At 75.4% G+C, this 12,943-nt stretch carries 11 protein-coding genes; 6 read left to right on the forward strand and 5 right to left on the reverse strand.

Annotated features, from left to right (window positions below; genetic code table 11):
* Window positions 1–3: 3 nt before the first annotated feature.
* The gene (locus tag ACI789_RS17475) at window positions 4–2,055 is read right to left on the reverse strand and encodes a DEAD/DEAH box helicase (protein ID WP_457010636.1); all 2,052 of its coding nucleotides are present in this window, start codon (window positions 2,053–2,055) and stop codon (window positions 4–6) included.
* A 444-nt stretch (window positions 2,056–2,499) separates the two neighbouring features.
* Between ACI789_RS17475 and ACI789_RS17480 the strand changes: the two genes are divergently transcribed.
* Window positions 2,500–3,270, forward strand: a complete 771-nt coding sequence (locus ACI789_RS17480) for a DUF1932 domain-containing protein (RefSeq protein ID WP_457010637.1) — start codon at window positions 2,500–2,502, stop codon at window positions 3,268–3,270.
* 22 nt (window positions 3,271–3,292) lie between these two features.
* The gene (locus tag ACI789_RS17485) at window positions 3,293–4,423 is read left to right on the forward strand and encodes an endonuclease/exonuclease/phosphatase family protein (RefSeq protein WP_457010638.1); all 1,131 of its coding nucleotides are present in this window, start codon (window positions 3,293–3,295) and stop codon (window positions 4,421–4,423) included.
* Between the two features lie 16 nt (window positions 4,424–4,439).
* On the opposite strand, the gene ACI789_RS17490 is transcribed toward ACI789_RS17485, so the two are convergent.
* Window positions 4,440–5,663, reverse strand: a complete 1,224-nt coding sequence (locus ACI789_RS17490; RefSeq protein WP_457010639.1) for an Nramp family divalent metal transporter — start codon at window positions 5,661–5,663, stop codon at window positions 4,440–4,442.
* A gap of 108 nt (window positions 5,664–5,771) precedes the next feature.
* Window positions 5,772–6,254, reverse strand: coding sequence for a DUF5709 domain-containing protein (locus ACI789_RS17495; RefSeq protein WP_457010640.1), 483 nt, complete (start codon window positions 6,252–6,254; stop codon window positions 5,772–5,774).
* A gap of 90 nt (window positions 6,255–6,344) precedes the next feature.
* On the opposite strand from ACI789_RS17495, the gene ACI789_RS17500 reads away from it, so the two are divergent.
* Window positions 6,345–7,031: an NRDE family protein gene (locus tag ACI789_RS17500; RefSeq protein WP_457010641.1), complete on the forward strand. Its 687-nt coding sequence runs from the start codon at window positions 6,345–6,347 to the stop codon at window positions 7,029–7,031.
* A gap of 57 nt (window positions 7,032–7,088) precedes the next feature.
* Here ACI789_RS17500 and lon read toward each other — a convergent pair whose 3' ends face one another.
* Entirely contained in the window at window positions 7,089–9,419 is a 2,331-nt protein-coding gene (gene lon, locus ACI789_RS17505) for an endopeptidase La (RefSeq protein ID WP_457010642.1), read from the reverse strand.
* A gap of 213 nt (window positions 9,420–9,632) precedes the next feature.
* Between lon and ACI789_RS17510 the strand changes: the two genes are divergently transcribed.
* Window positions 9,633–9,887: a hypothetical protein gene (locus ACI789_RS17510; RefSeq protein ID WP_457010643.1), complete on the forward strand. Its 255-nt coding sequence runs from the start codon at window positions 9,633–9,635 to the stop codon at window positions 9,885–9,887.
* 22 nt (window positions 9,888–9,909) lie between these two features.
* Here ACI789_RS17510 and ACI789_RS17515 read toward each other — a convergent pair whose 3' ends face one another.
* Window positions 9,910–10,383 (reverse strand): carboxymuconolactone decarboxylase family protein, encoded by a 474-nt coding sequence (locus ACI789_RS17515; protein ID WP_457010644.1) that lies wholly within the window; start codon window positions 10,381–10,383, stop codon window positions 9,910–9,912.
* Between the two features lie 323 nt (window positions 10,384–10,706).
* Here ACI789_RS17515 and ACI789_RS17520 point away from each other — a divergent pair, with 323 nt between their 5' ends.
* Window positions 10,707–11,390, forward strand: a complete 684-nt coding sequence (locus ACI789_RS17520) for a hypothetical protein (RefSeq protein ID WP_457010645.1) — start codon at window positions 10,707–10,709, stop codon at window positions 11,388–11,390.
* A 114-nt stretch (window positions 11,391–11,504) separates the two neighbouring features.
* Window positions 11,505–12,839, forward strand: coding sequence for an MFS transporter (locus ACI789_RS17525; protein ID WP_457010646.1), 1,335 nt, complete (start codon window positions 11,505–11,507; stop codon window positions 12,837–12,839).
* Window positions 12,840–12,943: the final 104 nt, after the last annotated feature.

Here is a 12,943-nt window from a genome sequence, read left to right on the forward strand (position 1 = left end):
CGGTCAGTCGGCGACGGCGGCCGCGCCCTCCCCCAGCGCGTCGGTCAGCAGGGCGACGAGCGCCTCGAGCTGCACGTCGGCCGAGGAGGCGACCTCCTCGTCCGACCCGTCCAGCGCCCGGGCGGCGAGTCCGGCCTTGCTGTCGATGAGCCCGGCGATCCGCGCGTCGAGGGTCTGCGCGGCGATGATCCGCCACGCGGTGACCGGCTCGGTCTGGCCGATGCGGTGGCTGCGGTCGATGGCCTGGGTCTGCTCCGCGTCGGTCCAGGACAGCTCGGCGAGCACGATGTTCGAGGCGACCTGCAGGTTCAGGCCCACCCCGGCGGCGGTCAGGGAGCAGACCGCGACGGCGACGTCGGAGTCCTCCACGAACGCGTCGATGTTCCTCTGCCGCACCGACGGGGTCTGGTCGCCGCGGATCGACGAGAAGCGCACCCCCTGCCGGGCGAAGGCCTCCTCGGCGGCGTCCATCACGTCCACGTGCTTGGCGAAGAACACCACCTTGCCCGCGCTGCGGGCCAGCTGCGCCGCGTAGTCGGCGGCCAGACCGGCCTTCGCCTGGCCGATGCGCCGCATCATGCTGAAGACGTTCTCGCCGGTGGTCGTCGTCGCGTCCTTCAGCTCGGCCTTGGCCACCCGGCGCACGAGGTCGGCGTCGATGCCCTCGACGACGGCGTCGGACGGGCGGCCGGCGAGCACGCTCTCGTAGCGCGCCACCATCCGGCGGGCGAGGTCGCGCTCGGCCGCCCTGATCGACCGGCCGGCCGGCCCGTCCAGCTCGACGGGGAGGTCGGCGATGCGGCGGGCGGGGATGTCGGCGGCCACGTCGACCTTGCGGCGCCGGACGATGCCGCGGTCGATGACGCACCGGCGGGCGGCGGCGTAGAACCCGGGGTCGGCGGGCGTCAGCCCGGTCTCCTCCAGCGCGTCCATGAGGTCCCCGAGCGGCTTGCTGTCGTCGATCCAGCCGAGGAACTGCCAGATGGCGCGGAAGTCCTCGATGTCGTTGATCAGCGGGGTGCCGGTGAGGGCCATCAGCAGGGGCCGCGCGGTGCGGGCGCGGATGCGGTCGGAGAGCTCGAGCACGTGCTGGGAGCGCTGGCTGCTCTTGTTCTTGATGAAGTGCGCCTCGTCGACGACCATCCCGCGGAAGCCGAAGTCGCCGAGCCAGCCCACGTGGCGGTCGAGCACCTCGTAGTTGACGACGACGATGTCGGCGAACCCGTCGACCGTGTCGCCGTTGCCCTGGACGACGGTCGCCGGGCGGTGCGGCGTCCAGAGGTCGGCCTCGCGCGCCCAGTTGGTCTTGACGACGTTCGGGACGACGACGAGCAGCGGATAGGCGTCGGCCGCCTCCGCGGCGAGCAGCGCCTGGGCCGTCTTGCCCAGACCGGGCTCGTCGGCGAGCAGGAACGTCCGGTGGCCGGCCGCGGCCGCGGCGACGAGCTCGGCCTGGTGGCGCATCAGCTCCTGGCCCTTCGGCGCCCGCAGCGAGGTGGGCACGGGCAGCGCCATGCACGCCGAGTCCCCGCTGCCGGCGCGCTCGAAGGCGCTCAGCAGCGGGGCGATGAGCTCCCAGCCGGCCAGGCGGCGCGGACGGGAGGGGCGCTGCACCACCGCGGAGTAGTCGGGCGCCAGGAACGGGTTGGCGAGCTGCCGGGAGATCACCGACTGGGGCACGGCACGGCGCTCGGGGGCAGCGGGCGCCGGCGGAGCCTCCGCCGGCGGGGCCTCCTCGGCGGCCGGCTCGATGCCGGCGGCCTCGAGCAGGTCGCGCTTGAGCGACCGGGCCGCGTCGGAGACGACCGCGTCCTCGGCGAGCAGCGCCAGCAGGCCGGCGTCCCGGACGGCGGTCGTGGCGAGGATGGTGGCGATGCCGTCCAGGCGCTTGAGCTGCTCGGTGCGGTGCCCGTCGCTGCCGCCGGTCCCGGCCAGGACGCGGGCGCGCTCGTCCCGCAGCAGCAGGGCGACGGCCTGGAACTTCGTGCGCACGGCAGGCGTCACACGGCCGCGCTGGGCGGCCGCCTCGACCTCACGGACGGTGCGGGCGAGCACCGAGACGACGTCGCCGCGCGAGCGGACCCGTCGCTGGTTCCGCGGGGTGCTACGGCGAGCGCCCGTGTGGCGCTGGCCTGGTCGAGCCACAGACTCCTCCTCTGGTCGCCGGGCGCGATCGCCGCGGCAGCATGCCGCACCGTCCCCGGACGGGCGGTCGAGGCCCCGACCGGAGCGCCCGGTCCGCCGGACGCCCAGCCGGCTCGCGGCTCTCCGGGAACGGACGCCGCCAGCCCGGTGGGCCTCTCACGGGGACCCGGAGCCGCCGGCGGGTCGGGTGGTGACCACGGCGGGGGACGTCGTCGTCGGACGAACGGCCCCGGTCCGGTGGTCGGTGCCTCGCCCCTGTCAACGCGTGTGCAGGCCCATGATTCCCGACCCGCCCCCGCTCGGCACCCCCGGACACGCCCGGGGCGTCCGGCGGCGCGGACGGATGATGCCGGCATGACCCGCATCGCGATCCTCCACCCGGGACAGATGGGCGCGGCCGTGGGCCGCGCCTTGGTCGGCGCCGGGCACGACGTCGGCTGGCTGCCCGCGGACCGGGGTGCCGGCACCCGCCGGCGCGCCCTCGAGGCGGGTCTGCGGGAGCTGCCCGACCTCGGGGACCGGGAGGTGGTCCTCTCCGTCTGCCCGCCGGCGGCGGCCCTCGACACCGCCCGGGCGGTCGCCGGGTTCCGCGGGGTGTACGTGGACGCCAACGCGATCAGCCCCGCCACGGCCGGCGAGGTCGCCGCGGTGGTCCGGGACGGCGGCGCCACCTACGTCGACGGTGGCATCGTCGGGCCGCCCCCGGCGCGGGCCGGGTCCACGCGCCTGTACCTGTCCGGGCAGCACGCGGCCGCGGTCGCCGAGGCCTTCCGGGGGACGCCGGTCGAGGCCGTCGTGCTCGACGGCGGGAACACGGCGGCGTCGGCGCTGAAGATGACCTATGCGGCCTGGACGAAGATCACCGCGGCGCTGCTGGTCAGCGTGCGCCGCGCCGCCGGGGACCTCGGTGTCGAGGAGGCGCTGGTGGCCGAGTGGGCCCGCTCGCAGCCGGACCTGGCCGACCGGCACGCCGCCGCGCTGCACGCCGCGGAGCGGAAGGGCTGGCGCTGGGAGGAGGAGATGCGTCAGATCGCGCGCACCCTCGCCGGGACCGGCGAGCCCGCCGGGTTCGCCGAGGCGGCGGCCGAGCAGTTCAGCCGGTGGCCGCGGCCCGCGGACGACTGATCCGGCGTCGAGCTCTCCGACCGTGTCCGCCGCTACGCGCTCCGTCCCGGCACGTCCGCTGCGCTACCGGTCGCTGCTCGCCGTGGTCGCCGTGCTCGCCGCGACCCTGCCGGCCGCGGTCGCGGTGGCGCCCGGGGGCCCGCAGCTCACGGTGATGACGCAGAACACCTACGTCGGCACGGGCCTGACCGACACCTTCGCGGTGTCGTCGTGGCCGGAGCTCGTGGCGGCGGTGAGCCAGGACTGGGCCAACGTGCTCGCCAACGACGTCCCCACGCGGGCCGGGGCGCTCGCCGACGAGATCGCGCGGGTCCGTCCGGAGGTCGTCGGCCTGCAGGAGGTCACGCTCTGGCGCGACCAGACGCCCAGCGACGTCCGCACGCACCCCGCGCCGAACGCGACCCGTGTGGCCTTCGACCACCTGGCGCTCCTCCTGGACCGGCTGCGCGCTCGTGGCCTCCCGTACGTCGCCGTGGCCACGTCGACGAACGCCGACGTCGAGGCGCCGCGACTCGAGCCCGGCACCGGCCTGGTCGACCTGCGGGTCACCGACCGTGACGTGCTCCTGGTGCGGGCCGACGTGGCGGCGCGGGTCAGCGACCCGAGGCACGGCCACTACGCCGCCGAACGCCGCCTGCCCTTCCTGACCGGTCCGGTCAGGAACACCCGCGGCTGGACCTCGATCGACTACCGGGTCGGCCCGAGGACGTCGGTGCGGATCGTGAACACCCACCTCGAGGTCGGCGGCCCGGGATCGGGCCCGGTCCAGGAGCGGCAGGGCGACGAGCTCCTGGCGATCGTCGCCGCGAGCCCCCACCCGGTGATCGCGCTCGGCGACTTCAACGCACCGGCCGACGGCTCCGCCACGGACACCTACCGCGACCTGACCGCGGTGCTCGACGACGCGTGGACCGCGGTGCGGCCGGGCGACCCCGGGCCGACGTGCTGCCAGGGGGAGCTGCTCGCCGATCCGGTCGGGCGCGAGGGGGTCCGGATCGACCTCGTGCTCACCTCCGGGGACCTGACGGTGACCGGGGTGGCGCGCACCGGCGACCAGCCGTTCCGCTCCTCCCCGCCCCCGGTGTGGGCCTCCGACCACGTCGGCGTGACCGCGCGGATCGCCGTCCGCGGGCGGCTGACACCCACCCGGTGACCGCCCGTCGCACGCCTCAGGAGAGCAGGAGGACCAGCAGCACCGCGTTCAGGGCGAGGATCACCGCGGTCACGACGACGGCGACCGCGGTGGTCCCGCGCCGGTTGACCAGCTCGCCCATGACGTCGCGGCGCCGGGTCAGCAGCAGCAGCGGCACGAGCGCGAACGGGATCCCGAAGGACAGCACCACCTGGGACACCACCAGCGCCCGGGTCGGGTCGACCCCGAGCGCCAGGACCGCCAATGCGGGGGCCATGGTCAGCGCCCGGCGGAGGAACAGCGGGATCCGGCGCCGCAGGAAGCCGTCCATGATCACCTGGCCGGCGTAGGTGCCGACGCTGGACGAGGCGAAGCCCGACGCCAGCAGCGCCACGGCGAACAGCAGCGCGGCCGTGCTGTCGATGCCGAACCCCTCGTAGGCCCCCTCGAGGGTGTTGCGGCCGAGCGACGACCCGGCGAACAGGGCGGCCGCGACCAGCAGCATCGCCACGTTGACCAGCCCGGCCAGGCCCATCGCCACGGTGACGTCGAGCCGCTGCGCCCGCAGCGCCGCCAGCCGCTGCCGGACCGTCGTGGCCTCGACGGTCTCGGAGACCAGCGCCGAGTGCAGGTAGATGGCGTGCGGCATCACGGTGGCGCCGAGGATGCCCGCGGCCAGCACCAGGCTGCCGACGTCGTCGAGGCGGGGCACCAGCCCGCCGGCCGCCGCCCCCGCGTCGATCTCCGCGCGCGGCACGAGCAGCAGGAAGGCGAGGACGATCAGGCCGAAGTAGGCGGTCACGAGGCGGGCGAAGCGCCGGTCCCCCGGCGCCTGGACGGCGAGCAGCAGGAAGGCCCAGGCGCCGGTGATCAGCCCGCCGGTGAACAGGTCCAGCCCGAAGAGCAGGTTCAGCGCGATCGCGCCGCCGACGATCTCGGCCAGGTCGGTCGCCATCGCCACCAACTCGGCCTGCCCCCACAGCCCCAGGACGACGGGGCGGGGGTACTGCCTCCGGCAGTGCTGCGGCAGGGACATCCCGGTGGCCAGCCCGAGCTTGGCCGACAGGCTCTGCACGAACATCGCCATGACGTTGGCCAGGACGATCACCCACAGCAGGAGGTAGCCGTACTCGGCGCCGGCGGAGACGTTGGTCGCGAAGTTGCCGGGGTCGACGTAGGCGATCGCGGCGACGAACGCCGGACCCAACAGCGCGAGCCGGCGCCGGCGCGTGGCCCGCACCGCCCGTTCCTGCTCCAGCACGCCGACCCCCCATGCGCCGCGACAGCCGTGCTGCGGAACCGCAATGGTGCGGAACGGCACTGACCGCGCCCAACCCCCAAAGCAGAGGGACGGCGGGCGACCGAGGCCTCAGCGGCGCCCCGGTGCGGGCTCCTCCACCGCCCGGTCCGGGACGACGTGCACGGCGGCCTCCTCGGCGGAGGCCGCTCCCCCGTCGATCCCCTCGTCGAAGGCCTCCAGGTCCGGCGCGGGGTCCGGGGCCGAGCCGGTGCCGGCGTCGGTCTCGGACAGCCGGCCGGCCCGCTGGTCACCGACCTCGTCGTCGCGGAGCTCCCCCTCGCCCCCGGGGAGGTCGCCCACGTCGTCGGCCGGCTCCTCGTCGCCGGTGGCGTCGGGCAGCTCCCGGGCGAGCCGCCCGTCCAGGCTCTCGCCCTGCTCGGCCTCGAACGCCGTCGTCCCCCAGTCGTCCACCGCCCACGGGCGGTCCTGCGGGACGTACCCGAGCTGCAGCACGTCGTCGGTGCTGACGTCCTCGAGGACGTCCTCCGGTTCCAGGCGCAGCGACGCCTCGCGGGCGTCGTCGCCGGAGTCGCCGGGGCTCCCGTGTCGCATCGGGTCCCCCTCCCTCGGGGTACGTGCAGCGCCAGTCTGCCCGGACCGCCGGAGAGGTGGGGTCCTCCCGCGGCTGGGAGCATCGGCGGGGTGTGCACGGTGGTGGTCCGGTGGGCCGAGGGCGCGCCCGTGGCGGTCCTCGCCCTGCGCGACGAGCTGACCAGCCGCGCGTTCGACGACCCCGGCGCCTGGTGGCCGGGGTCCCCGGACGTCGTCGGCGGCCGGGACCGCACCGCCGGGGGGACGTGGTGCGCCACCCGGGTCGCCACCGGCGTCACCGCGCTGGTGCTCAACCGGCCGCAGAAGCGCCAGGCCGACCCGGGCGCGCCCAGCCGCGGCGTCCTGCCGCTGCTCGCCGCCGTGCACGAGGAGGACTGGCTCGGGCAGGTCCGGCTCGACGGCATGGCCAGCTTCCTGCTCGTGCTGGCCGCGCCGGACCGCCTGCTCACCTGGGACTTCGACGGGGCCGGGCTGTCGTCCGCGCAGCACCCCGCGGGCACGTGGATGGTGACGTCCGGGGGCCCGGAGGACCGCAAGGCCGACCGCTTCCTCCCCGACTTCCGCGCGGCGGGGTTCCCCGACGGCTGGCGGCGGCTCACGGCGAAGGAGCCCCCGCGCGACGACCCCGGCGCGCTGGTGGTGCGGCACGAGCAGGACGGGCTGGTCTACGCGACCGTCTTCGGCCAGCTCATCGAGGCCGCACCGGGACGTCTGCACCTGGAGCACAGCCGGCGGCCGTGGACCGGCGAGCCCTGGGAGGTCCTCGACGTCGGCTGACCACCGGCCGGCCCGCGCGCACCGGGGACGGGCACGCACGGGCCGGCCGGTGCGCCGTCAGGCGGCGGCGCGCTCGACCGCCCCGAGGCCGGCCGGCTCCAGCGCGGCGGCGACGAGCCCGGCGACGTCGCCGACCAGTCGGACCTCCAGCCGGTCGCGGACCTCGGCGGGGACGTCGTCCAGGTCGGGCTCGTTGCGGGCCGGCAGGAACACGGTGGTCAGGCCGGCGCGGTCGGCGGCGAGCAGCTTCTGCTTCACCCCGCCGATCGGCAGCACCCGGCCGGACAGGGTGACCTCGCCGGTCATCCCGACGTCGGCCCGCACCGGCCGGCCGGCGGCCAGCGACGCCAGCGCCGTGACCATGGTGACCCCGGCGCTGGGCCCGTCCTTCGGCACGGCACCGGCCGGCACGTGCAGGTGCAGCCGCTCCTGCAGCACCGCCGGATCGATCCCGAGCTCGGCGGCGTGGCCGCGCGCGTAGGACAGCGCGATCTGCGCCGACTCCTTCATCACGTCGCCCAGCTGACCGGTGACGGTCAGCCCCGGCTCCCCGTCGACGGCGGTCACCTCGATGAAGAGGACGTCGCCGCCGGTGCCGGTGACCGCCAGGCCGGTCGCCACGCCGGGGACGGCGGTGCGCTCGGCCGTCTCCGGCGTGAACCGCGGCCGGCCCAGGTAGCCGCGCAGGTCGGCCGCGGTGACGTGCAGCGGGGCCGCCGACGGGTCCCGGGCCAGGGTCGCCGCCGCCTTGCGCAGGACCCGCGCCAGCGCCCGGTCCAGCTGGCGCACGCCGGCCTCCCGGGTGTGCTCGGCCGCGATCGCCCGCAGCGCGTCGTCGCCGACCGTCACCTCCTCCGCCGTCAGCGCGGCCCGCTCCATCTCCCGCGGCAGCAGGTGGCCGCGGGCGATGGCCACCTTCTCGTCCTCGGTGTAGCCGTCGAGCTGGAGGAACTCCATCCGGTCCAGCAGCGGCTGCGGGATCGTGTCGACGACGTTGGCCGTCGCCAGGAACAGCACGTCGGACAGGTCGAGGTCCAGGTCGAGGTAGTGGTCGCGGAAGGTGTGGTTCTGCTCGGGGTCGAGCACCTCCAGCAGCGCCGCCGCGGGGTCGCCGCGGTGGTCGCTGCCGACCTTGTCGATCTCGTCGAGCAGTACGACCGGGTTCATCGAGCCGGCCTCGCGCAGCGCGCGGACGATCCGGCCGGGCAGCGCGCCGACGTAGGTGCGCCGGTGGCCGCGGATCTCGGCCTCGTCCCGCACGCCGCCCAGCGCGACCCGGACGAACCGGCGGCCGAGCGCCCGGGCGACGGACTCGCCGAGGCTGGTCTTGCCGACCCCGGGCGGGCCGACCAGCGCCAGCACCGCGCCGGAGCCGCGGCCGCCGACCAGCTGCAGCCCGCGCTGCGCGCGGCGGGCCCGCACAGCGAGGTGCTCGACGATCCGGTCCTTGACGTCGTCGAGGCCGTGGTGGTCGGCGTCCAGGACCGCGCGGGCGGCGGCGACGTCGTCGTCGTCCGGCGTCCGGACGTTCCAGGGCAGGTCGAGGACGGTGTCCAGCCAGGTGCGGATCCAGCCGCCCTCGGGACTCTGCTCGCTGGTCGCCTCCAACCGGTCGATCTCGCGGAACACGGCGGTGCGCACCTGCTCGGGCAGGTCCGCGGCCTCGGCGCGGGCGCGCAGGTCCGAGCCGCCGTCGCCGTCCTCGCCGAGCTCCTTGCGGATCGCGGCCAGCTGCTGGCGCAGCAGGAACTCGCGCTGGGACCTCTCCATCCCCTCGCGGACGTCGTCGCGGATCTGCTCCGAGACCTGCATCTCGGCCAGGTGCGCGCGGGTCCACGCGACCAGCCGTTCCAGCCGCGCGTCGACGTCGGTGGTCTCGAGCAGCTCGAGCTTGCGACGGGCGTCGAGGTACGGGGCGTAGCCGGCCAGGTCGGCCAGCGCGCCGGGGTCGGTCACCCGCGAGACGGTGTCGATGGTCTGCCAGTTGCCGCGGGTCCGGAGCACCGAGACGACGAGCGTGCGGTACTCACCGGCCAGCTCGGCGGTGCGGTCGGTGGGCGCGCCGTCGTCGACGGGCGTGGCCTCGACCCACAGCGCCGCCCCGGGGCCGGGGACGCCGGTGCCGATCCGCACCCGGGCGGTGGCCCGGACGATCGCGGCCGGCTCGCCGGTGGGCAGCCGGCCGACCTGCTCGAGCGTGGCCAGCACGCCGGAGCCGCTGTAGACGCCGTCGAGGCGCGGGACGACGAGCAGGCGCCTGCCGGCCGAGGCGACCGAGGCGTCGACCGCCGCCTGCTCCTCGCCGTCGAGCGGAACCGGCAGGACCATGCCGGGGAGGAGGACGGCGTCGTCGAGGGGCAGGACGGGCAGACGAAGGGCTTCTGCCATGGGGATGTCACTTCCTGAGGTTGAGTGTCCTCCACTCAACTCCTGGCGGGCCCCGTTGCTTCCCCCACTCGTGGGCGCCGGCGACCCCGCATCGAGGGCTCATTCCTGTCGTACCCGGGGGCCACCCTGAGCGTGTCCGGATCGCACCGCCGGGATCGCGATCGCAGACCGCGGCCACCGCACCGGCGGCCCCAGGGAGGAGGCGAGGACGAGATGAGGACCTACGACCCCGCCGACCGCATCGTGTACGTCCACCTGGCGCAGGACCCCGCCGCTCCCCCGGCGCCGCCGGCAGCCCGCGACGAGTGCCACCGGCTGCCGGCCGGCTACGCGAACACCTCCCTCGCCGCCCGGCTCGGCGGACCCCGCGCGGCCGGGACCCGTCCGGCGCTCGTCGTCCTCCCCGGAGGGTCGGCACCGGCCGACGGCCCTGCCCCCGCCGTCCCCGCGCTGCGCCTGGCCCGGTAGCCGGCCCGGCCGGGACGCCGGGTCAGGCGAACTGGCCGGGCTGGTAGGAGCCGCCGGGGGTACCCGCGATCACGTTCAGCCGGTTGTAGGCGTTGATCACGGCGATCTCGGTGATCAGGGCCGCCAGCTGCTCGTCGTCGAAGTGCTTGCGCGCGGCCTGCCAGGCCTCCTCGCTGACACCGGTGGCGGCGTCGGCGATCCGCGTGCCCTCCTCGGTGAGGGCGAGGGCGGCGCGCTCGGCCTCGGTGAAGACCGCGGCGTCCCGCCACGCGGCGACCAGGTTCAGCCGCACCTGGGTCTCCCCCGCGGCCAGGGCGTCCTTCGTGTGCATGTCGGTGCAGAAGCCGCAGCCGTTGATCTGGCTGGCGCGGATCCGCACCAGTTCCCGCACCGTCTCGGGCAGCGGCGCCTCGCCGGCGACCTGGGCCGCGGCGTTGAACTTCCGGGCGAACCGCATCACGAGCGCGGAGCCCTGCAGGTCGAACCTCGTGTCCATGGTGTTCTCCTTCCTCGGTCGCCTGCTGTCAGGGAGCGCAGGCCGTGGAACTCCCGCGGGCGTGCCGAGGAGGCCGTCCGCGACGCCGAGGAGCCGAGGTCGCAGCTCCTCGGACACCGCGGCCGCGTCCTCGACCGACCGGGTCGTCCCTGGATCGCTCACCTCATGAGGACGACGCAGGGCCGCGACGTGTGACGTGCCCGCCGACCGGGCTCCCGGCTGCCCGGGCGGGACCGACGACGACAGGCGCGTCGCCGCACGCCCCGCAACGCGCCGGTGAGGGGAACCATCTCCCCACGACGGTGGACGAGCAGGAGGTCGCCATGTCCGATCACTCCAGGTCCGATCACGCCCGCACGACGGCTCCGACCGGGATGCCGGTCCTCGGCCGGGGTAAGCACCGCAGCCCGGCCCGGGGCGCCTGCTTCATGGAGTACACCTCGCTGCTGGCCGGCGAGACCTTCACCGACCGCCCCCGGTGCGTGGACAACGAGCTGGCCACCGTGCTGCGGGGCGCCAACGACCAGCTCTCCGACGGCCAGCGGCACGTGCTCGTGCCCCTGCTGGGCCGGGCGATCGGCCTGGTGGTGGAGCGTCCCCCGGCAGTGGGCAGGTGGCGGGTCTCGGCCACGGAGTGGCGGCGGCACCGCGAGGCGGCCCTCCGCCACCGCGCGCGCACGGCACGGCTCAGGCGCGCGGTCGCCGTCCGCTTCACGCGGGCGCTGGGGGTGCCCTCCGCACGCATCGACGACGTGTGGTCGAGCTGGGGCCAGGAGGTCTCCTGGCTGTTCTGGGACCTGATGAGCGAGCCGGCGCTGCCCCGCCGGTCCGAGGAGTACGTGCACCGGCTGGTCGACCGGCTGCACCTGCTGCACGCCTGCTACGAGCAGGCCATGGACGACCTGGGTCTGCCGCGCCCGGCACGCGAGGACGACCGCGCCGCGGCGCCCGGGGCCCGGACCCCCGCGCACGCCACCGCTCCCCCCTCTGCGACGGCGGGAGGCTGACGCCGCTGCCCCGGGCTCGCGCCCCGGCTGCTGCGCTCCTGTTGTTGCGCGGCGACGCGCACCGGTCTGTGCTGGAACCACTCCGGCCCGGAGCACGTCCCGAGGGAGGTCCCGATGTCCCGCACCGCCGGCACCGCCCAGGTCTCGTCCGTCCGTCGCGTCATCGTCGCCAGCCTCGTGGGCACCTCCCTCGAGTGGTACGACTTCTTCATCTACGGCACGGCCGCCGCGCTCGTCTTCAACCAGATCTTCTTCCCCAGCTTCGACCCGCTGGTCGGCACGCTGCTCGCGTTCACGACGTACGCGGTCGGGTTCGTGGCCCGGCCGCTGGGCGGGATCGTCTTCGGCCACTACGGCGACAAGCTCGGCCGGAAGAACGTGCTCGTGGTCACGCTGCTGATCATGGGCATCGCCACCTTCCTGATCGGCGTGCTGCCCACCTACGGGTCCATCGGCGTGTGGGCCCCGGTCCTGCTGGTGGCGATGCGCTTCCTGCAGGGCCTCGGGCTCGGCGGCGAGTGGGGCGGCGCGGTCCTGATGACGCTGGAGTCCGGCGCCCCGCACCGGCGCGGGCTCAACGCCAGCTGGCCGCAGGTCGGGGTGCCCATCGGGCTGCTGCTGGCCAACGGGGTGCTGGCGCTGGTGGGCGCGGTGACCTCGGACTCGGCGTTCATCGACTGGGGGTGGCGGATCCCGTTCCTGCTCAGCGGCGTGCTGGTGCTCGTCGGGCTGTGGATCCGGCTGACGATCGCCGAGAGCCCGCTGTTCCGCGAGGTGCAGGAGCACGACGCCGAGGTCAAGGCCCCGATCGTCGACGTCCTGCGCCGGTACCCGAAGCGGGTGCTGCTCGCGATCGGCGCGCGGATCGGCGTCGACGTGGCCTTCTACACCTTCATCCTGTTCGTCACGACGTACGTCGCGACGTACCTGGGGCTGCCGAGCAGCTACGCGCTCAACGCGGTCCTCATCGCCGCCGCGGTGCAGGTGTTCCTCATCCCCTGGTTCGGCGTGCTGTCGGACCGGTTCGGACGCCGACCGGTGTACCTCTTCGGCGCGGTCGGCGCCGCGATCTGGGTCTTCGCGTTCTTCGCCCTGCTCGACACCGGCCGCTTCGCGCTGATCGTCCTCGCCACGGTGGTCGCGCTGTTCTTCCACGCCGCGATGTACGGCCCGCAGGCCTCGTTCATCGCCGAGCTGTTCCCGACCAGGGTCCGCTACACCGGCGCCTCCATGGGCTACCAGCTGGCGGGGATCCTCGGCGGCGCCCTCGCCCCGATCATCTCGGTGGCCCTCATCGACCGCTACGACACCTCGCTGGCGGTCTCCCTCTACGTGGTGGCGGTCCTCGTCCTCACCGCGGTCTGCGTCCTCCTGGCGCCGGAGACCGCGCGGACCGACCTGCACGCCGACCCGGCCACCACGGGCCCGACGGAGCGCGCCACCCGCTGACCCACGCCGCCCGGCTCAGGGCGCCACCGGCCGGGACCGACCCCGCGCGCCCGCGGGAGACCCCCGGTCCACGGGTGGAGGGCGGCCGTGCGGCGTGTCCGGTG

It is taken from the genome of Geodermatophilus sp. SYSU D00965 (assembly GCF_054050075.1).